Source organism: Bradyrhizobium sp. JHI2711 (genome assembly GCF_056156565.1).
This window is the reverse complement of the sequence record NZ_JBPZPT010000012.1, coordinates 1-20,402: the sequence shown is the minus strand read 5'-3', so window position 1 is coordinate 20,402 and position 20,402 is coordinate 1. Positions and strand designations below refer to the sequence as shown.

At 58.6% G+C, this 20,402-nt stretch carries 17 protein-coding genes and 1 pseudogene; 10 read left to right on the top strand and 8 right to left on the bottom strand.

The window, feature by feature from the left end; genetic code table 11:
* Nucleotides 1–35 precede the first annotated feature (35 nt).
* The 4 genes from ACTEK7_RS35900 to ACTEK7_RS35885 are packed head-to-tail and all read right to left on the bottom strand — an operon-like array spanning nt 36 to nt 3,908.
* On the bottom strand, nt 36–356 hold the full coding sequence (locus ACTEK7_RS35900; protein ID WP_225131341.1) for a hypothetical protein: 321 nt from the start codon (nt 354–356) through the stop codon (nt 36–38).
* Nucleotides 338–1,921 (bottom strand): hydantoinase/oxoprolinase N-terminal domain-containing protein, encoded by a 1,584-nt coding sequence (locus ACTEK7_RS35895; protein WP_225131343.1) that lies wholly within the window; start codon nt 1,919–1,921, stop codon nt 338–340. The genes ACTEK7_RS35900 and ACTEK7_RS35895 overlap by 19 nt, the downstream gene beginning before the upstream one ends.
* Nucleotides 1,918–2,994 carry a DUF917 domain-containing protein gene (locus tag ACTEK7_RS35890; protein ID WP_225131344.1) on the bottom strand — a complete coding sequence of 359 codons (1,077 nt, stop codon included), beginning with the start codon at nt 2,992–2,994 and terminating at the stop codon, nt 1,918–1,920. Before ACTEK7_RS35890 ends, ACTEK7_RS35895 begins: the two co-directional genes overlap by 4 nt.
* Before the next feature lie 44 nt (nt 2,995–3,038).
* Nucleotides 3,039–3,908 (bottom strand): IclR family transcriptional regulator, encoded by an 870-nt coding sequence (locus tag ACTEK7_RS35885; RefSeq protein ID WP_225148708.1) that lies wholly within the window; start codon nt 3,906–3,908, stop codon nt 3,039–3,041.
* On the opposite strand from ACTEK7_RS35885, the gene ACTEK7_RS35880 reads away from it, so the two are divergent.
* The 5 genes from ACTEK7_RS35880 to ACTEK7_RS35860 are packed head-to-tail and all read left to right on the top strand — an operon-like array spanning nt 3,898 to nt 9,452.
* On the top strand, nt 3,898–5,586 hold the full coding sequence (locus ACTEK7_RS35880) for an ABC transporter substrate-binding protein (protein ID WP_225148709.1): 1,689 nt from the start codon (nt 3,898–3,900) through the stop codon (nt 5,584–5,586). The genes ACTEK7_RS35885 and ACTEK7_RS35880 overlap by 11 nt on opposite strands.
* Before the next feature lie 36 nt (nt 5,587–5,622).
* Complete coding sequence (locus tag ACTEK7_RS35875) at nt 5,623–6,639, top strand: ABC transporter permease (protein WP_225131358.1); 1,017 nt, start codon at nt 5,623–5,625, stop codon at nt 6,637–6,639.
* Nucleotides 6,639–7,517 (top strand): ABC transporter permease, encoded by an 879-nt coding sequence (locus ACTEK7_RS35870; protein WP_225131360.1) that lies wholly within the window; start codon nt 6,639–6,641, stop codon nt 7,515–7,517. Before ACTEK7_RS35875 ends, ACTEK7_RS35870 begins: the two co-directional genes overlap by 1 nt.
* Nucleotides 7,514–8,491 carry an ABC transporter ATP-binding protein gene (locus ACTEK7_RS35865; protein ID WP_225131362.1) on the top strand — a complete coding sequence of 326 codons (978 nt, stop codon included), beginning with the start codon at nt 7,514–7,516 and terminating at the stop codon, nt 8,489–8,491. The genes ACTEK7_RS35870 and ACTEK7_RS35865 overlap by 4 nt, the downstream gene beginning before the upstream one ends.
* The gene (locus tag ACTEK7_RS35860; RefSeq protein WP_225131364.1) at nt 8,478–9,452 is read left to right on the top strand and encodes an ABC transporter ATP-binding protein; all 975 of its coding nucleotides are present in this window, start codon (nt 8,478–8,480) and stop codon (nt 9,450–9,452) included. The genes ACTEK7_RS35865 and ACTEK7_RS35860 overlap by 14 nt, the downstream gene beginning before the upstream one ends.
* Nucleotides 9,453–9,898: 446 nt before the next feature.
* On the opposite strand, the gene ald is transcribed toward ACTEK7_RS35860, so the two are convergent.
* Complete coding sequence (gene ald, locus ACTEK7_RS35855; protein WP_225148710.1) at nt 9,899–11,011, bottom strand: alanine dehydrogenase; 1,113 nt, start codon at nt 11,009–11,011, stop codon at nt 9,899–9,901.
* Nucleotides 11,012–11,276: 265 nt separating this feature from the next.
* On the opposite strand from ald, the gene ACTEK7_RS35850 reads away from it, so the two are divergent.
* The 5 genes from ACTEK7_RS35850 (at nt 11,277) to ACTEK7_RS35830 (ending at nt 16,077) form a co-directional block, all read left to right on the top strand.
* Nucleotides 11,277–11,408, top strand: coding sequence for a hypothetical protein (locus ACTEK7_RS35850; RefSeq protein WP_275945364.1), 132 nt, complete (start codon nt 11,277–11,279; stop codon nt 11,406–11,408).
* 556 nt (nt 11,409–11,964) lie between these two features.
* The gene (locus tag ACTEK7_RS35845) at nt 11,965–12,111 is read left to right on the top strand and encodes a hypothetical protein (protein ID WP_225131368.1); all 147 of its coding nucleotides are present in this window, start codon (nt 11,965–11,967) and stop codon (nt 12,109–12,111) included.
* A 72-nt stretch (nt 12,112–12,183) separates the two neighbouring features.
* Nucleotides 12,184–12,741, top strand: a complete 558-nt coding sequence (locus ACTEK7_RS35840; protein ID WP_225131370.1) for a lasso peptide biosynthesis B2 protein — start codon at nt 12,184–12,186, stop codon at nt 12,739–12,741.
* 20 nt (nt 12,742–12,761) lie between these two features.
* Nucleotides 12,762–14,393: an asparagine synthase-related protein gene (locus ACTEK7_RS35835; protein WP_225131372.1), complete on the top strand. Its 1,632-nt coding sequence runs from the start codon at nt 12,762–12,764 to the stop codon at nt 14,391–14,393.
* Nucleotides 14,380–16,077: an ATP-binding cassette domain-containing protein gene (locus ACTEK7_RS35830; protein WP_225131375.1), complete on the top strand. Its 1,698-nt coding sequence runs from the start codon at nt 14,380–14,382 to the stop codon at nt 16,075–16,077. Before ACTEK7_RS35835 ends, ACTEK7_RS35830 begins: the two co-directional genes overlap by 14 nt.
* On the opposite strand, the gene ACTEK7_RS35825 is transcribed toward ACTEK7_RS35830, so the two are convergent.
* From ACTEK7_RS35825 to ACTEK7_RS35815, 3 genes and pseudogenes are all read right to left on the bottom strand, one after another.
* Nucleotides 15,986–16,681 carry a GntR family transcriptional regulator gene (locus ACTEK7_RS35825; RefSeq protein WP_225131377.1) on the bottom strand — a complete coding sequence of 232 codons (696 nt, stop codon included), beginning with the start codon at nt 16,679–16,681 and terminating at the stop codon, nt 15,986–15,988. The genes ACTEK7_RS35830 and ACTEK7_RS35825 overlap by 92 nt on opposite strands.
* 1,376 nt (nt 16,682–18,057) lie before the next feature.
* On the bottom strand, nt 18,058–19,479 hold the full coding sequence (locus ACTEK7_RS35820) for an MATE family efflux transporter (protein WP_474810767.1): 1,422 nt from the start codon (nt 19,477–19,479) through the stop codon (nt 18,058–18,060).
* A pseudogene (locus ACTEK7_RS35815) lies at nt 19,476–20,402 on the bottom strand (non-ribosomal peptide synthetase); the annotation flags it as partial. The pseudogene ACTEK7_RS35815 and the gene ACTEK7_RS35820, both read right to left, overlap by 4 nt.

Genomic DNA, 20,402 nt, shown 5'->3' with positions numbered 1-20,402 from the left:
TCTTGGACTAGGCAGAGCTCAACGCGGAGCACAGATCATTCTATCTCGTCGCTGACGAAATAGATGTTCTTCGAGCGATCGAGAAACTTGCCATAGAGCTCCTCTCGCAGCGCAACACCAGCCGGTGAGGCAAGGTCCCTGTCGTGTTGCTCCAGGCTTTTGACCTCGATCCTTTCGATGTATTGCCACGTCGAGTTTTCGGCGCCCTGGATGGGGCGGCGAATGCGATGAACCTTGTAGCTCACGTAATTGTCGAGGCTCCGCACGAGAGCGTAGTCGCGCTCGCGGACCCAGGCCTCATATTCCGCTGGGTCGACCCCTTCCTTGAGCGTGCTGATCAGGAAACGGACTGGCATGTGACTTTCTCCTTGGCTGTTTGCCCAATTCGGGTTGATCGGATATTGCCGACGACTTTGACGCGCACGCGCATGGCATTTCCGGGCAGATAGGCGATCGGCGTATCCTCTGCCTCGACCAGGGCAAGCGATTCCGAATCCGCGCCGGCCTCCACTGCCCGGGAATCGGCAAGCTTGCGTGCTGAAGCAACCGCCTCGTCTCGCGTCAGCCCCTGGAACACCTGATCGACTTCACCACTGACCTGCGCAATGGCTGCGCCAACCGCATTCGCGCAGCCCCCGTGTTGAACCCGAACGACACGCCCGACGCCCTGCAATTCTTCCGGAACAAGAAACGCGCCGCCCCCGACCGCAATCAGCGTGACGTCTGAAGCGCTTGTCTTCATCCGGTCGACGTTCTCTTCCAGCATCTCCTTGCAGCGGCGCAGAACCCTCTTCACGTCATCGGCAGTGATGTGTGCCACACGCTTGCGATCGCCAAGGTCGATCAGTCCGGCGGCAACGCCGATGTCGGTCGAGGTCACGCGATTGCCGCCAAACACCAGCGCTTCCGTGGACAGGCGATACCCAACGCTGAGCGGCCCGATGGCTGCCGCTCCAAGGTCGATATGGCTGCCGCCACCAAGTCCGATGGAAACGAGGTCCGGCATGCGGAATAGGGTCCTGACGCCTCCAATATGAACGACCGTGTTGGCTTCACGGGGAAAGCCGTTCCGCAAGTAGCCAAAGTCCGCCGTCGTTCCGCCGACGTCAACCACCACCGCATCTTTGAGCCCGGAAAGATAGGCCGCACCGCGCATCGAGTTGGTCGCACCGGAGGCGAAGCTGAACACAGGGTATGCGGCGGCACGCGAGGCCTCCGCGACGGTGCCGTCGTTTTGCGTGACAAAAAGCGGCGCGTTCAGCCCGACCTTTGACTTGGCTTGCTCAAAAGCCGTGATGGTCTCCCGAGCAAGCGCAATGAGAGAGGCATTGAGAATTGCGGCGTTCTCACGTTCGAGCAATCCGATCCCGCCGAGCAAATGTGCGCAGGTCACCGACACATCGGGGATTTCTTCGCGCAGGATGGCGGCGACCGCTTCTTCGTCGGACGGATCAAGCGGAGAGAACAGTGCGTTGACCACGACGTATTTGAGGCCGAGATTGCCGATTTCGCGCGCAATTCGCTTGGCTGCCGCGATATCCAGAGGGGCGAACCTGCGCCCGTCGTAATCGTGGCCGCCTTCGATTTGAAAGACCCCGCCATTGGCGAGCTCGGCAAGCCCAGCCGGCCAGTCGGTAAAGGGCGGCAGGGAGCTCGTGGCGGGGAGTGCAACTCGGATTACTGCCACTTTCGTCAGATGACGGCGCTGAACGACCGCATTGATGAAGTGGGTCGTACCTATCATCAGCGCGTCGAGACCGCTCGCATGCTCGGCACTCAGATCGAGCGCCCCGATGGCCGCAGCCACACCACTGGTGACGTCGGCCGTGGTGGCGACCTTCACGCCTTGAACGACTTTTCCGCCGTCGATCAGCACGGCATCCGTATTGGTGCCACCTACGTCAATCCCAATGCGTCTCATGAGCAGAATACCGACTTGAAATCGATGTCATAACCAAAAGCGCGGGGGCCGACATGGTCGAGCCCGCGCGGCGAGAGGAAGACCGGAGCCGCCGGCAGCGCGATCACGGTTGTCCGCTGGCCGTAGCGAATGGTTTCCGTTCCGATCGCTTCGCCGGATTCACTGTCGAGAACGCAAATGAGGTCGGGCGTCGAGACGAGCGCCTGCCCATCGCGCCACACGACGATCCACTCGTTCTGGAAATCGATCCGGATCTGGCTGCTGTGATCATCGCCAAGCCCCTCCACGACTGTGCGGCCGCGCAGGAAGCCCTCCGTTGTCCGCCGCTCGACTTCAACGACCTTGCCGGAGAACAGGAACCTGCCGGATTCCGCTTTCAGAATGGCTGCAATCGGGTCAGCGTGCTGCCGGTTGGCCTCGGCAACCGCCCGCCCGAGATTGATGGCTTTGGATGTGGTACGGGGAATGGCCCATTTCTTCACCTCAGCACCGGTGCGCGGCGCCTTGCAGGTCGCGACGATGGACCCGAACTCGGTACAAAGCTTTCGGCTCACACGTTCCATCCATTTCCAGGAGGAGGTTTTGCCAACGATCGCCTCATTACCGCGCGGGTCTACGGAGGTCAGCGGATAGGGAGCGAGACCGCCCACCGCAAAGCTCGTCATTTGCGCCTCAGGATAGGCACGCCCCATCGCATCGGCGTCGACAACTGGAATTTTCAGGTGGACGGCAGCGAGCAAGGACTGCATGCCGTTGCCGCCACCGATTTCGACTGCCATCACCGCCCTGAACTTGCGACCAAGATGCTCCTCCATGGCCGACACGGCGCGCGCGATGAGCCTGCTGTCGACCAGACGCTCCTGGAAAACAAGCGGCGCGCCCATAATGGAGACAACCGCGATCGCATCATCATCGTCCAGCTCGTCGGGATCGATCAGATCTACGCGAACGCCTTCATTGTAGTAACTCCGCATGCTCAAGAGCGCGTGATACGGACTCCCGCCGCCACCCGTTCCGAGAATCCAGGCGCCGACGGAGAGCGCCTCGATATCCTCCGGACTCAATTGTCTCATCTATAGCCTCCGAGCCGCGTCAATTGCGGCGACAAAAAACCGGATCAAGCAGCAACCGGGCCGCCACCACCAAGGGCGCGCTGCGCACGCTGCATGAGAAACTGATCGCCGAAGCGGTGCGCGATACGCTCAGCGGCAGTCGTAAGCAGCGTGATCGCACGATTCCTCTCCTCATCGCTCATGTGCGAGGCTGGATAGGAAATACAGAAGCCCACCGTCTCGCGGATTTCTGGATCGGAGACGCTCACGGAGATTGAGCCGACCCCGGGGATCGCTTCATCGAGGGCCTCGGCCCAACCGAACCGGCGCGGCTGATCCAGCGCCGCCACCAGCTCGTCGACATTTTGAGGGGCGCGCGGCGAAGGCGGCGTGACGCCTTCAGGATGAAGGGAGCGCACCACATTATCTGGAAAGCGCGAGAGCAGACTGCGCCCAATCGCAGTCGCAAATGCAGGAGCACGCTGGCCCAGCGGCGTGAATACGCGCAAGGCATGAGACCCCTGGTGCATCCGGATGACCAGAACATCCGCACCATCAAGGATCGAGACATAACCGGTATGCCCAGTCTCCCGGGTGATCTCCTTTACGGCCTCATCGACCGCGTCGATCAAGGAGGAGTTCAGCTTGTAGAGGCGCGAAATCTCAAAAAGCAAATTTCCAACCTTGTAGCGCGGAGGATTTTCCGAGCGCGACAGGAGCCCCTCAACCAGCATCGTCTTCAGCAAACGAGATGCTGAACTTTTGGGCATACTCAATAACTGCGAGACTTCTGTCACGGAGACTTCAAGCCTGCCGGGCCCAAAAAGTCTAAGGATTTGCGCGGCATTTTCAATTGCGCCCATTTTTTGATCACATAGTTTCGTATATTGAAACTTAGTTGACAATAGCAGGACGATGACAATAATGCAAGCCATCGCGCACCGGACGACCGGCAAATCTTTCGCGCACAGTCAGGAGGGGAATGAGATGAACAGGGACACGCGCCGTCGGGATTTCTTGAAGTTCGCCGCAACCAGCGTCGCGGCGCTCACATTCACGGGCACAGCTCGTTTAGCTGCCGCACAAGATAAGCGAACGCTGACAGTCGCCTGGGATGCCGACATCGACACGCTCGATCCGGCCTCGTTCAAGACGTCGGCCGGCTACACGGTGCAGGCAAACGTTTACGACAGTCCGCTGATGTGGAAGGTGCAGCCGGTCGAGGGAAAGCCGGGAGTGTCGCAAGCAAAGCCTGGCGAGATCGAGGGCGGCATCGCTCAGTCCTGGTCCTTCGAAAATGGCAACGCCACGCTGGTGCTGAACATCCGCAAAGGCCTGAAATTACCGAGCGGCCGCGACGTCAACGCCACGACCGTGAAGTATCTCCTCGACCGCGGGCTGCAGTCGCCGGGTTATATGCGCCTCCTGTTTCCGCGCCTTCTTGGGGTAACCAAGCCCGAGCAGTTCAAGGTGCGCGACGACTTCACGATCGAGATCAATATGCCCTCGCCAAGCCCGATGGCGCTGGACATGATGGCGCTTATGAACAACGCGCTGCTTGATCCGGATGAGGTAAAGGCGAATGCGAACGCAGACGATCCCTGGGCCGCCAACTGGTTGAAGCGAAATACGGCCGGCGTCGGGCCGTATCAACTAGTCAAGAACCAGCCGGGCGTCGAAGTCGTCCTGGAAGCGCAGGCTGATCACTGGCGTGGTCACCCCTATTTCGATCGGATCGTTCTCAAATATGTGCCGAACGAAGCCGATCGCGTGCTGCTGCTCAAGCGCAAAGCCATCGACATGGTCGTCGGCAGATCAACGCTGTCTCCGCGCAATGTGAAGAGCCTCGAGGCGGAGCCAGGTTTGAAGACAGTCTCCGTGCCGGACACCCTGTGTCACTGGCTTTGCATGAACACGCAGAAGGCTCCGCTTAACAATGTCAAAGTGAGGCAGGCCATCAACTACGCCATCCCGGTCCAGGCGATCATCCCGAGCGTGCTGTATGGTTTCGGCACCGAGATGAAGAGCCCTGTACCTAGTTTGACGCCCGGTTACGACAACACGATCAGTCCCTACAAGTACGACATCGCAAAGGCCAAGGAGTTGATGCGCGAGGCGGGCTTCGGCAAGGATCCGGTTCCGATAGACCTTGCGGTACGCGCTGGATGGCAGCCGCACGAGCAGGCCTCGATCTGGCTCCAGACCGAGCTGGAGAAGATCGGCTTCAAGGTGAACATCGTCAAGGAAACCGAAGCCACCTTCCGCCAAATCGCAACCAAAGGCGATCACCAGCTTTCGATCGAGTCCTGGCAGTCCTGGATCAACGATCCCTTCTATCACCTGTTCTTCAACTTCCACAGCACAGCGAAGGGCACGAACACCTCGTTCTATTCCAATCCAGAAGTCGACAAGCTGATCGATGAGAACATGCATGAAACCGACACCAGCAAGCGTCTGGCGGCGGCAAAAAGCCTGCAGGAGATCATCATCGGCGACGCCGTTTGGGGGCACCTCTGGTACGAAAACTGGACCCGCGTCATGCGATCCGACCTCGTTGGCATTGAGAAGCGTTGGGATAGTTATGAGCGCTTTTTCAGCATGAAGCTCGCCTGAGCACGTCATCTTCGTATTAAACGGGAGAGCGCTCCAATGGGTTTCTTCAATTATGTCATGCGACGGTTTGCGCTGGCTCTGCCGACCTTGTTCGGGGTCAGCGTGATCTGCTTTACCCTCACCTACCTACTCCCGGGCAATCCGGCCATGGTCAAGGCGGGCCCGTTTGCCACGCCCGAACATCTCGCTGAAATGGAGCACCAAATGGGCCTGGATCGCCCGTTTCCAGAGCAATACTACCGCTACGTCTCGGGCATCTTCAAAGGCGATCTTGGCGAGAGTGCCTCGACGGGACGGCCGGTGTCTCAGGACTTTCTGCAGCGCCTGCCCGCCACTCTCGAGCTCAATCTGGCGAGCCTTCTCATCGCGATCGTGATCGGACTGCCTCTTGGGGTCTTGTCAGCGGTGCATCGCGACACATTGATCGACCATATCGGACGAGTGGTCGGCATCATGGGTGTCGCCATGCCGAGCTTCCTGACCGGGCTCCTGTTCGTTTACGTCTTTTTCTACATGCTCAACATGGCCCCCTCACCGCTGGGGCGCCTCGGATCCGGCATAGAACCTCCCGCACACATAACCGGACTTTATGTGATCGACTCCCTGCTTACCGGCAATTGGACCACCTTACGATCAAGTCTGCATCAGCTCATGCTGCCTGCAGCGACCCTCGGGCTCAGCGCGATCGCGCCAGTCGCACGCATGGTGCGGTCCACCATGCTTGAGATCCTCGAGTCCGACTACATCAAGGCGGCCTGGGCGGCCGGATTGCCGCGAAGAACGGTGATTTATCGGGATGCGCTGCGAAATGCGCTGATACCTGTCATCACTATTTCCGGAATCGTTTTTGGATTCTTGATGGCCGGAAATGCGGTCGTCGAAAGCGTGTTCTCATGGCCCGGCATTGGCAATTACGCGGTGACTGCATTGCTTACGAAGGACTCGGCTCCGATCCAGTCTTTCATCCTCTTCGTCGCAGTGACGTGTGTCATGGTCAATTTGGCAGTCGATATCGCGTACGGCCTCGTTGACCCCCGGATTAGGTTCAGCTGATGTCCTCATCATTCTCCTCTTCGATTTCGCAACCGGCTTCATCTCTGGTGTGGCAGCGGCTTCAGCGCAATCCTGTTTCCTTTGCGGCACTGTGCGTGATCGTGCTGATCGCGGCGGCTGCGATATTGGCGCCGATCGTGGCGCCCTACCCGCCCGATGCCACCGACCCTGCAGCTTCTTTGCAGCCGCCTTCCTGGCAGCATGCGCTTGGAACTGACGAGTTCGGCCGCGATCAACTCTCGCGAATCATTTTTGCGGCCCGGGTCGACCTGCTGGTTGCCTTTGCAGCAACGTTTGTTGCCGTTTCAATCGGAGGGTTGCTTGGAGCAGTCGTCGGATACAGCCGGGGGTGGGCTGATACGATCGCGATGCGCGTCGTCGACGCTCTGATGGCCTTCCCGGCCTTCGTACTGGCCATGGGCATCACGGCAGGGCTTGGCAATTCCACCACCAATGTCGCAATTGCCATCTCGATCACACAAATCCCGGCTTATCTGCGGCTGACCCGTGGAGAGATGCTTCGGCTCCGGGAGATGGAATATGCCGATGCTGCTCGCACGCTCGGCAATCCGACCTGGAGGATTGTGTTCATTCACCTGCTGCCGAACTGCCTTCCCCCGCTGATTGTGCAGGCGACCCTCTCGACGGGTTTTGCGCTTCTGACGATGGCCTCGCTCTCCTTCATTGGCCTTGGAATTCAGCCGCCACAGAGCGAATGGGGCGTGATGACCGCGGAAGGTGCCTCACAGATCGTCACGGGAGAATGGTGGCTGTTCCTGTTTCCTGGCCTTGCCATCATGATTTCCGTTCTCGCATTCAACCTTATCGGCGACGGACTCCGTGACTTGCTTGACCCGCGCATGAGGGGATTGAGATGACCGAGCTGCTTGAGATTTCTGATCTGACCGTCCACTTTCAGATAAACCAGGGTGCCATTGAAGCAGTCGACCACATCAACCTGACGATCCGCCGGGGCGAGGTTCTCGGGCTGGTCGGCGAGTCCGGGTCGGGAAAGTCAGTCACGTCTTTCGCCATTCTGCGCCTGATCCGTCCCCCAGGGCGCGTCGTCTCCGGAAGCGTTCACTTTGACGGAGTTGATCTGGGTACGCTCCCTGAGGAACAGATGCGGCGCATGCGCGGCGCAAAGATCGCGATGGTATCGCAGACGCCGCGAACCGCCCTCAACCCGCTTCTGACCGTTGGAAAGCAGATCTCACGCTTGCTGATGGTCCACGCCGGCTTGTCGGCACGAGAGGCGGACAAGAAAATGCTCGAGATGCTGCGCCTTGTGCGCATTCCGGCGCCGGAAAAGCGAGCCAAGCAATACCCGCATCAGCTCTCGGGAGGGATGTGCCAGCGGATCATGATCGCTATGGCTCTTGCAACCTCACCTCAGCTCCTGCTCGCGGACGAGCCAACGACCGGGCTCGACGTTTCAATCGCGGCCAAGATTCTCGATCTGCTGCGCGAATTGAGCGCGAAAACAGGTGCGGCGATCATGCTGGTCACGCACGATCTCGGCGTTGTTGCCGAGATATGCGACCGCGTTGCCGTTATGCATGCGGGCCAAGTGGTGGAATGCGCCCCCGTGCGGGAGCTGTTCCATAATCCCGCCCATCCCTATACCAAGGCGCTCGTCCGATCGATACCGAGGGTCGATCGGGACGTCGTCCTAGAGCCCATACCGGGGTCGGTTCCTTCCCTGGTCAACCCGCCGAGCGGATGCCGTTACGCAGGACGCTGTGAGTGGGTAATGGATCGCTGTCGCGCGGCACGCCCTGCGATGATCGAGGCCGCCCCCGGCCATGTTGTAGCATGTTATGGATTCGAGGAACGCCGTGGCACTTGTTGAGATACGTGATCTGCAAATGCACTTTCCGCTCGGCGGGATGGCCGGGACGCTCGCACGCCTGCGAGGTCAGGATCAGCCCGTCGTGCGGGCAGTTGACTCTGTCTCCTTCGATATAGAAGCCGGCGAGACGGTTGGATTGGTCGGCGAATCCGGCTGTGGAAAATCGACAGTCGCGCGGTGCCTGGTCCGGCTAATCGAGCCGACGGCGGGATCTGTCTGCTATGATGGCACGGACATAGCGAGGCTTGATGCGCATGCCATGAAGCCTTTGCGCCGCGACATCCAGATGGTGTTTCAGGATCCTACTGCCTCGCTCAATCCCAGACTATCGGTGAGACGGATGGTGGAGGAGGCGCTCACGCTTCATACCAAGCTTCCGGCGAAGGAGCGGCGCGACCGCATCGAGGAGCTCATGCAGGAGGTGGGGCTCGGCCGCGATCTATTGGACCGCTATCCGCACGAGCTTTCGGGCGGTCAACGCCAGCGGGTCAATATAGCCAGGGCCATTGCAACGAATCCCCGCTTCGTTGTTCTTGACGAGCCAACCTCCGCACTGGACGTATCACTACGCTCGCGGGCAATTCTTCTGTTGGAGAAGCTGCGTGAACAACTCGGGTTGTCCTACCTCTTTATTTCCCACGACCTGGCCACTGTGAAGTACCTGGCGAGCCGCGTTGCGGTGATGTATCTCGGCAGCATTGTGGAGATGTCGGGCACAAAGGATCTGTTTGCAAAGCCCTTGCATCCCTACTCGCGCGCTTTGCTGGCGGCCATTCCAGTTCCGGATCCCGACGCAAAGCGCGACGATTTCGCTTTGTCCGGGGAAATTCCAAACCCTATCGATATCGCGCCTGGATGCAAGCTGAGAGGGCGTTGTCCTTTAGCCAAGCCTGTCTGCGCGGAAAGACCGCCTTTGAAGGAGGTTGCGCCCGGCCGGTTCGTCGCCTGCCACCTGGTCTGAGACGGATGTCTTTACGTTAGAGCCGCGATACTGAGGAGCCCGTGGGACTATATCGAGCGTATCGAGGTGACTGATCGCGCGGTCTACGAAGCTGAACTCGCCCTCGCCGGCAAGGAACTGATCGACCAGCGAGAAGTATCGGGGTAAATCGAAGACGATATCGCTCTGGTCGGAACGTATCGAGCCGTAACACCCCCGGCGAAGCGTGGGCTTGGTCTGAGTGCGTCTCCTTCGGATCTTTGGGTTGTAATGCACTTACTAGTCATCCACGCGAGTTCGCTCAGGGGATGATTCACGTTGATTCGATCCCGTGGGGGATTTCATAGCTATCCAAAAGTAGAGGGCTTCCACCTCCAAGCTGCCGAACATGCCGGGCACAAAAAAAGGGCCACTCCAAGGAGCGGCCCTTAAGTGAGGGAGGAAACGTCCCATAGGGACTTCTGGGATCAGGCCGCAGCCTGTTCGATCGGGGAGAATGGCAGGCCGAGGCTCTCGGCTACAGCCTTGTAAGTAAGCCGGCCGCGATACGCATTGAGGCCTGCCCGCAGATGCGGATTCTCGAGCACCGCCGCGAAACCCTTGTTGGCGAGCGCCAGCCCGAAGGGCAGTGTGGCATTGTTCAGTGCCTGGCTCGATGTGAGCGGGACGGCTCCGGGCATATTGGCGACGCAATAGTGAATGACGCCATCCACCTCGTAAGTTGGATCGGCGTGCGTGGTCGGGCGCGATGTCTCGAAGCAGCCGCCTTGATCGATGGCGACGTCAACGATGACGGATCCCTTGCGCATTGAGCCTAGCATGCTGCGGCTCACGAGTTTCGGTGCGCTTGCACCGGGGACGAGGACCGCGCCGATGACAACGTCGGCTGCAAAGACCTCCTCTTCGAGGGCATCTATGGTCGAGAATCTGGTACGAACGCGGCTTTCGAACAGTTCATCCAGCTCGCGAAGGCGGGGGATCGAACGGTCGAGGATCGTGACCTCGGCGCCCAGGCCAGCGGCCATTCGGGCCGCATGTGTCCCAACAACGCCGCCTCCGATCACGACGATGCGGGCCGGCTGCACGCCAGGAACGCCGCCGATCAACAGCCCTCGCCCGCCGCTATAGCGCTTCAGGGCGCTGCCTGCCGCTTCGACCGCAAGCCTTCCCGCGACTTCGCTCATCGGCGCAAGCAGCGGAAGCCCGCTATGCGCATCCGTCACGGTCTCATAGGCGATAGCGGTGCATCCAGACTTGAGGAGTCCCCGCGCCTGTTCCGGGTCTGGCGCCAGATGCAGGTACGCGAAAAGGATCTGCTCCTCGCGCAGCTGAGTCCATTCAGAAGGTTGCGGCTCCTTCACCTTTACGATCATCTCGCTGGATGCGAAGACCTCACGAGCTGAGCCGACAATCGTCGCGCCGGCCTTGCGATAAGTGTCATCGCTCGCGCCAATGCCGGCACCCGCATTGGTCTCGACCAGTACATTGTGACCGGCAGCCACATATTCGCGGACGGCGCCAGGGGTCAGACCCACGCGGTATTCGTGCGTCTTGATTTCCTTAGGGACCCCGACCTTCATATGCAATCTCCTGTTTGGCCCCTCCTTTTAATCGAAAGGCCAGGTTGTTTCTCTGCAAAATCGCGAAGAATGGGCGACACAACGGCGACAATATGCGCTGACCGAGATCGTTCTGCAGAATTCCAAACAAACGCGGCCAGCCCGGCAAAGTCACACGATCCACTGCACGGGGGCGACACGATCAGTAAAAGCTCTCTCATCATTGTTGGAAGGCGTCCTGCAAGCGGACCGCTGGGCGTCCGCTCGGCTGGCGGAGGTTCCATGTATGGAGACAGCGGTCAACCTCATGCGGCTGGGTCTCGTCACTGAGAACGGTTTAACCTCGGCCGGGCTTGAGGTCTTCGTCGTCGCTTTCAAAGCGCAACGTGACGCGCCTCAGCGGGAGTTGCTGCCGTAAATCACGCAGCGTTACCAGAACGCCAAGCCGGCTGAGAGATCTATGTTCGGTTAGACGGGTCGGTGCGCTGCTGCGCCGGACCCGATGCCAAGCCAAAAGTGGTTGGCGGCTTGCAAGCCCAGCAGCATGGTGCCTGATTCGGCAAATATCGCGATCATTTTGAGCAAGCTTTCGCACGGCGACGGAAACTGTCGCGGCATTGCGCGGTGACGAAGTCGGATTAGACTTTGCTTAAGTCAGATCGGCTGCCTGCACTGGATCTGGTACTGTCTGTCAGCGCGAAGCGGTCGCTGGCCATGGAATTGCTACCATTGAACTAGACGCCTTCCGTGCCGGTAACTCTACTCAGGCGCTATAGGTGATTGAATCATCGTCCCTTCGGCCGCTGGCCGCAAACGCGCCACCTAATTGCCTCGTCGCCCATCCCGCATCCTCCGCAACGTCAAACTATTTTTCAAATCGCTCGAGATCATACTCAGAAAATAAAAGCCCTATTTTATATCACGATGCTAGCTTCCGCGCGCTGGCGATATGCCGGTCACTCTGGAGAAAGTGGATGAATACAACCGCTATCAATGAAACCGCTATCAATGACACGGTGCAGGACCTCGGGGACGCCACCGAGCTCACAAAAGGCTTTGGGGGCTCGTGGCGCGCAGAACACACGACCGGCGATTATTATTTCGTGGATGAGTCCGATTGACGCGGACCGTCTTGATGGGATGGGCTTCGGCCCATCCCATCAGTTTGAGGCGGTGGCCAAGGGATCGCTGCTGTGAGTGACATATTTCATGCGTGGTCTAACGGGCGTTGGATCAGCCTCGACCTGCAATCCAATCGTTACAGCATGGCGAGCACTTCTGCAGCTTGTCCGGAGGAGCGTGAACGGCTAACCGAGACGACGGCCAAGTTGCGCGATTGCCTGAGTTCACCGCCAGCCTTTCTCCCACCCCTCCATCTGGTGTGGCACTATGCGCGTGCGGCTCATGCTGCTCGCTTCGTTCGCAGCCAGACCATCGCTCGTCAACTCGACTTTTTACGTGCCTCGCGTCGGGGAACAGCACCGGCGTCAATGGGAGTCGAAACAATCGATTACTACGCCAGCGTATTCCAACATCTGCGCAATCTTCGGTTCCGCCGCCCGCGCTGCCTTGAGGATTCCGTAGGGGGGTATCTGTTTTTCTATCCCTACATCGCATCGCTCGAGCTCCTCGTTGGTGTGAAGCAGCCCCCGTTCAGAGCCCACGCCTGGCTGCAATCTGGTGACCTCATTTTGAACGACGCGAAGCGTGCTGTGGAGGACTACAGCGTCATCTTGAGCTTCGCGAAATGAGACTCAATGTAGATGGGCTCTTGGATTCAGCGAAGGAGCTTGCCACCATCATTGTAGACGGCCGCGTGGAAATCACGGTGCTCAACGATATTGTTGACGCCGAGACCGGCATGCCGACTGAATTGGAGCCAACACAGTTCAAAGACACGTCTCTGCCGGAGATTGTCGCCTTGCTGCAGGAGCGGTACGCTGGCGATGCGGCGTTCATTGTTCGCGCGCCAAGTGGCATCGCGATCGTACGCCCACCTTTCTCGGAGATCTCCATCTTCTACCAGGTCAGAAATGATGAGATTGAGTGCTGGGCAGGACTGAAGCTGCCAGATGCCGCCTTGGCGCAACGCCACGCCTTCAACTTTGGCTATTTGACTGGCCTGATACGCAACGCGTCTTGGTTGACCCCGGAAACAGGGTTGTGTGGGATTTTTGAGCTACTGAGTGGCGCGGCGCTCATCGTCTCAAGGGGGACTTTTCGGCAAGTCGATTTTCTGGCGGGCGCCGTAGCCAGGCTCAACACCTCGGCGTTCTCTTTCAAGGATGACGTGGCCAGTTTTCGCCAATTGATCTCAGCGAGCGTCGCTCACAAAACCCGCCACTATGGCGGTGCTTTCAGTATTCAATGTTCCGGGGGCCTTGATTCGTCGGTAGTGGCGCTGGCTGCGGCCGACCTCCATCGAGGCAGGCCCCTTTCCCTCCTGAACAGCTACTCAGAGACGGACGTCAATGGTGACGAACGCTTCTTTTTTGCCGCGCTAGCCGAGCAGGTGGGCGGCGCGCCAACCTATGTCGAAACGAATGCTCGCTCGTCGATGACCCATCTATCGTCAGAATTGCTGGCTCCAACGCCGCGACCTTGTAAGCTAGCGGCCACGATCGCCACAACGGCTCAACTTCACGAGGCTGCGCAGGCCGCAGGATCGCGCCTGGTGCTCACAGGAGACGGAGGCGATCAACTATTTCTCAGAATGCGCCGCTTGACGATGGCCAGAGAGCTGCTTGCCGAATCCCGATCGCCACAAGATGCATTGCGCGAGCTCGCCGGCCTTGCGATTCAGGCTCGAACGTCTGTCTGGCGTGTTCTTCGCGAGGTGATCACCGGTCGGAGCGGCCGGGACTTACGCCGCCATATGCTCGGTGATCATCGGCCGCAGTCGCCTGTCGCGTCAGTGCGGCCGGATTTCGGTGCAGAGCTCGTACCAGGCGCCAGGTCCCTACGCCACCTGCCGACGACGCGACTGTTTCAGTTCTTCGGCATGCGTCATGCGGAGCTCAATCGCATCGCACTACGAGACATTGCGGTAGAAGAGCGAAAGGCGTTTGTGTTCTGGCCGCTCATCAAGGCAAGTCTCGTCACGGCTCGCCGACATCATCACTCAAATGGAATTGATCGTGCACTTGAGCGCGAGGCCTTCCGGGAACATTTGCCCGACGTGATCTACTATCGGGTTGGCAAAGGTGCCGGGCGCGACATGCTAATGCGGTACGAATATGGTGCCTTAGTGTCACGTGTCGAGCGTAGTGCATTGTATCGGCAAGGCTTGATCTCCCGCGATCTCCTCCGTTCAGCTATCGACAATTTGTCATACGACTCAGCGTTTGCACTCGTTCGTCTCTGCGCTGTTGCCGATTGGATGGACCTTCATGAACTGGGGTAAGCCGCTCTTGCCCCCGCTCCAATGGGACATCATCAAGACGAGCCTGCAATCTTCCCGCGTTCTTGTCGCGGGCTTCTTGCTCACGACCATTGCAGCGTCTGCCTGCACGGTCGCCGGGCCGCTCTTGTTCTCACGGGCCGTCGCCCGGCTGGCCAGCGCGCCGCCGCTTCTTACGCTCAGTTTGTTGTTGCTGTTTGCCGTTACGACCGCACTTGCTCGGTGCTTGCAGGAGGTCAAGGCGGTTCTGTCGAACAGGCTGGAACAGGACGTTCGTAATCTCTCCAGCAAGAAGATCATGGCCGCTCTGGTGAGCGCCGAGGGCTCGCTGTTTTCTCAAAACAATCCGAGCAAGATTTCGGCAATGGTAGAGAGTTGGCACCAGTCCAATAAGATGTACATTCAGCTCTATTTGATGGTGCTGATGGGCGGGGTCGCCGATGTTGCGTTCTCGTTCCTTGCCGTCGGTGGAGCAGCAAATTGGTTTGTGGCGCTGTTCGTTCTAGCCTACGGCGCCGTCCTCGTGTTGATAACGTGGAAGAGCAATAGAGTTACAAAAGTGTATCAGGCTGAGGCGCAGGCCTCAAGTAACGAGGGCTCGAACGTTTTAGGAAATGCAATCGAGAACATCATTTCGATCAGGGTGTTCCGCGCTCAACCCTGGATAGCTGAGTTGTATGACCGCCAGGCCGCCGCCACGCGCCGAGCCTGGCTCTCGTTCTATGGCGCCCGGTTGCGCTATGGCGCTTTGCAAGCGACCCTCTTGTTCGTTCAGTATGCCTCGATCTTGGGGCTTTCGCTGTGGCTCTATGACCGATCAGGCGAGATAGGTGGGCTCGTCATGGTGAGCATGATCCTGGTTCAACTGAACCGGCCCTTCGAGCTTATTGGCATGTCAATTCGAGACATCATCATTGCGCGTGGCATGGCCCGGCCGCTGCAGGCGCTGCTTGATGCCCATGCCCCAGCGGCACGACCCGCTATGCTCAAGCGTACTATGCCGATATCGGGCTCACTCGCCATTTCCATCAGCGCGCTTTCGTTTGGTTATGAGCGCGCCGCCTCGCCGCTTCTCTCTGGGATAACGGGCGAGTTCAAGCCCGGCGTCATCAACTTCATCATCGGACGCTCGGGCGCTGGCAAATCGACGCTTATGCAGCTCCTGCTAAAAATGCATCAAGGCTACAGCGGCCTGGTACGCGTTGGCTCTCTGGACCTGGCCACGATCGATCCGGAAGATTACTTGGCGCACGTAGGTTACGTGCCCCAAGAGCCTATGATGATGAATCTGAGTATCCGCGAAAACGTTCTGCTGGGCCGCCCGTTTCCCGATGCGGACGTGTTCCACGCACTAGAATGCGTCCATCTGGCTGATAAGGTGACCTCCTTGCGGGACGGTTTGGACTACCGCGTCGGCGAGCGGGGCCAATTGCTAAGCGGCGGCGAGAGGCAGCGCCTTGCGATCGCCCGTGCCCTCATCGCAAGGCCTCGGCTGTTGCTCCTCGACGAGGCCAGTTCCGGGTTGGACGAGCAGACCGAGCGCGGAATCTTCGACGAACTTCGGCAACTCGCGTCGGACACGACGATCATAGCAATCACGCATCGCCGGGGCGTGATAAGTCCACGTGACTACGTGCTAGATTTGTCGTGGTCGGCATCCGCGAGAGCCTCGCTTGTGCTCGCATAACTTCCGTGACCCGGCGCCTGAAAAAGTCTTGGATGGCACGGGCTGCGCCTTTGTGCTGCCCTTCGACCATCAACGCACTGATACTTTGACTTTCGACAAGCAACTCGCTGTAGTACGTACGTGTTCCCATTGCGCGTGAAAGGTAGACATAAACGACGTCCGCGACGTGATCCGCAATGTGGCGATGCTGTTTGACCAGCAACGCGCGCCGATAGCACTCGCCTGCTTTCAAGAAGAGTTTGGCGGGATCCTCATTGCTTGCGTAGATGGGCTTAATTTCACCGCAGAAGCTTGCCGCCACTTCATCAATCAGCTTCGCCTTGGTGAAATCGCTGATGCTATCGACATACATTTGCGACAGCATGTTGCAGAACAGGATGGCTTGATGTGGGTCGATCGGCCTGGCGTTGAACCCCTTGTGGTCGACATTTTGCACCACATCGCGCTCAGTCAGCCGTATCAAAGCCTCTCGTACGGGCGAAATTCCGACGCGAAGCTCATCGGCAATGTCGGCAGGCTTCAAGGCTGTGCCGGGTAGCCAATGGCCCAGTAATAGACGCTCGCGCAAGGCCTGGAATACTGGATGCTGTGTCTCAAAAGCCATGATTACTCGCCCGTTCAAGCGGCCTGACTGAGGCGGTCAAGGGAGCCTCACCTCTTGGCATAGCTCATGCCGCCCCGGAAACCATGCGCGGTCCGGTCCGCGGCGAAATGGCTGCTAGCATAGGCCGCCATGGCAGGCCGTCCGCTAGGGCCACGAAGCTCTGCTGCCGAGTAGGAGGTGGGTATGTCCAAAGCGGAATAGGCGGTCGCAACGGGTAGAGGCGATGATCGAGCGGCATTTCTGCCATTGTGCAACCCGCCCAAGAAGCAGCGTCGCTGCCACTGGTGCCGACGTCGGCGCCAACATGTTGGTTTCGCTGTTCACGATATTGCGTCCGCACTCGCGGTCCGCCGCCCAAAATCAGGATAGATTCGCCGGTCATCATGGCTCCCATTTCGTTCATCAAAATGTTAGTCGTTTGTTGGATCGGTGGAGAGCTCCAGCTCCGCTCGTCGCGCAGCCGCGTTCGTAACGAGATCAGCATCGGCGATTCGTAAGCCGCCACTTGCGCAATGGCGTGTTGGTGCTCCGAGGTGCATCCGAAGGGGAACGGGCCTGCATCGGGTGAACAACACCGCCACCATCGCTAAAGAAGAGCGTGCCGTTCAAACCGCCCTGCTTTCGCTGATCACGGAAGTCCTGCGGCGTGAGTCTAAGAATTGAAACATTCGCAATCCTTTTCGCTCGTTGGATAGCCTTGGCGTGGTCGGGGGCCGTCCCACCCATCTGAGATACAACTTGACGCTACGTACGATTCAAGGGATCTGAGGCCGTCAAACTGGACCATTTTTGGCTAGAGTTTTCGCCGCCGAATCCTCTCGGCTCGGAGCTTAACAACGGACTTAATCCCTCGATTTTCGAAATTTGCACTCGGCACGAATGCAGGTCGTCCCCGTGATGCCGTGTCTTTCGTTCTACCCGGAGACGTAGATTTTCCTTACGGCGTGCATGCCGCTTGGCCTCGCGGTAGTTGAGTACACACAATCGAAACAGAGCGCCCACAGCCGGGAATATCGCTCCGAAGGCGTCTTTGCGTTCTCAGACTGCAAGCCGCAAATTCCGGCTGCCTACTTGCCTCACTATGAGCGACACGACACTGAAGGGCGGTCGGATTTCAGATCATAAGCCACGGATGTAGCTTCCTCATGATCGGTCTCTCTTATCCTTGGCTTGAGCTCGAGTGCTCGCCAAGACTAGGCGCGACGTCGACCTCGCCGCGCTGCGCCACCCGCGCACGACGTTCGACGGCTTTGCCTTCATCGCAATCGCAGCGATATAGACCGATACATAGCGACTCGCTCTTGCACATCACACCTAATTTTGGAGCCATCCCGTCGCCGGCCATGCAGGCTTAAATGCCGGCTCCGATGATCAGATCAAAGAGCACTTTCGATTCCAGGCTGAATGTGTCGGCCGCATCGCCTGAGCTCAACGAACTGACGGCGCATGATAAACAGTGCAATCATCCCGGCGCCTAGCTCCGCGATGGCTTGACTGGCCAATACTCCGCTGAAGCCAGAGATGGCAGGGAAGAACAGTACAGCCGGAATGAAGAGATAATGTCTCGCGAAACACACAACCGCGCTGAGACGCGCTCTCCCGAGCGATTGAAGCATCGCCGTGACGACAGTCTCAATACCATACAGTCCAAAAAAGAGATGGAAGACGGTGCAGGCAGAAACGGCAATTTCCCTGACGCTATCGCTATCGCTGAACAGCCCGACCAAAGGACGGACAAAAACCATAACGGTCGCGGAATACGCAAAGGAAAGCGCAACCGTGATAGAGAGCATGACCTTTGCAGCCCTCAGTACGCGAGCAAAATCGCGTGCGCCCCAGCCAAAACCCAGGATAGCTTGAGACCCCATACAGAAACCGCTGATAAGCAGTGCGCCAATCGTTAAGAGTCGCACCGCTATTCCCACGGCCGCGATGGACTCTTCGCCGAAGGGCGCAGCTGCTCCGTACAAGAGCACGACAGTAATAGCAGATAAGATGCTGGTCATGGTCGCTGGCGCCCCCACGAACGCTATCTGTCTGATGCGATCTGCTCGCAACGAGATGTGAGACATCCTGACGACGACCATTCCGCGTCGCTTGGTAAAATACGCGATATAGAGGCTAATAGCCGCAGTCTGAGACACAAGCGTTGCGAGAGCGGCGCCTCGCACACCGAGGTCCAGCACGGATATGAGCACTGGATCAAGGCCAGCGTTCAGTATGAAGGCGGTCATCATCGTCCACATGCTAAATCGCGTATCGCCTTCGGCTCGGACGATGAAGCCGTTGACGATATTCAGAAGCATCAGGGTGCATCCGAACAAAAGCGTCGTCGCGTAGTCGAGCGCCAGGGGCATGATGGTTGGAGTTGCCCCGAGCGCTAGGAAGATCTCTCGCATGTTTAGAAACAGAGCGACTGTGACCGTGATGCCGACTGGCGCGGCGAGCGCGAGAGCGGTACTGGCGCCTCGACTCGCCTCTAGGTACTCACCAGCACCAAGATGACGAGATATGAACGACGCTGCTCCAACTCCTATCCCCTGTCCGGCCGCCGCGAGCAGGACCACGATCGGCAAGGTCATGCTGACGGCTGCGATCGCCGGCGCGCCGAGTGTCCCAACAAAGATTGCGTTGACGACCTGCTGCAACGCGTTGATCGACAAGCCAACAACAGACGGAATGGCGAGCCGTAGGATAAGTCTGAACAGACCGGGGTCTGATAGATCGATGCGAGCGTTCTTGTTCGGCATCACATCGTGATCGACCTCGGCGGCGAATTCCGCATCGGGCTCACTCATGGATGAAGGTGTCCCGAGATCTTCCGAATTTCATTGATCGTCTGCAACAGCTCCTGTTGCAAGACCGTGCAAAGATGGCGGGTCACCTCATAATCGACCATGCTCGGATCATACGTGGTGTCAATCTGTAGATCGCCCGATTGATATCCGACATCGAACCAGAAGACGTGGATCGCCGCCGCTTGATGCATGTGTTCGCCGATCCAAAGTGGAGAAGGTTCTGTGTCTAGAAAACGGCGTGGGAAATGGCGCTGCAAGCGGGCGCGATAATTCACCCCAATTCTGGGCAGTGGCAGGCGATCGAGCCGACGCCGCACGGCTGGATCTCGGTTTAGGAATTTCAGGGCCCGAAAGCCTATTCCCCCGCGCGGCAGCGCATTGCGCTGCCGGTATATCAAACGAGCACGGTCGGAACGCGACTCCCTTCCTGTGACATTCAGTGAAAGCGGAACGAGCTCGCTGAGAAGACCAATGATCTGAGATGAATCGAAATCGTCAAACAGCCGGCCTCGTGTCGAGGTCAGGCTATCAATCCAGAGCGAATAGTTGCCGAACAGGGCTCCACACGCACCCGACAGGGCAGCAAGAAACACATCAAAGTCCTGACAATTCGCTGATCTGGCTCCAATACTGAGGAGACTCGCTGTCGCTTCCCGGTCGATCTCAAGATGATACTTGGCCCGATCTACCCGAAGCGAACGGCCGTTCGCATCCTCGCGACGACCTTTAAGACTTGCATCGTGAAGCTCTCTCGCGCTTTCTTCGGCAACACTCGTGCGGCCCGATGACGCGTCGCTGACACGGAAGTTGAATTGATCGTAGTCAATGCCTTCCCAGTGCTTGAGTTCGTCTGGTGCTTCGCTGTTCGCGTAGTGCTCGAGCCGCTTCAACCAGGGAGAGAGCCTTTGTACGGCCTCGGCACC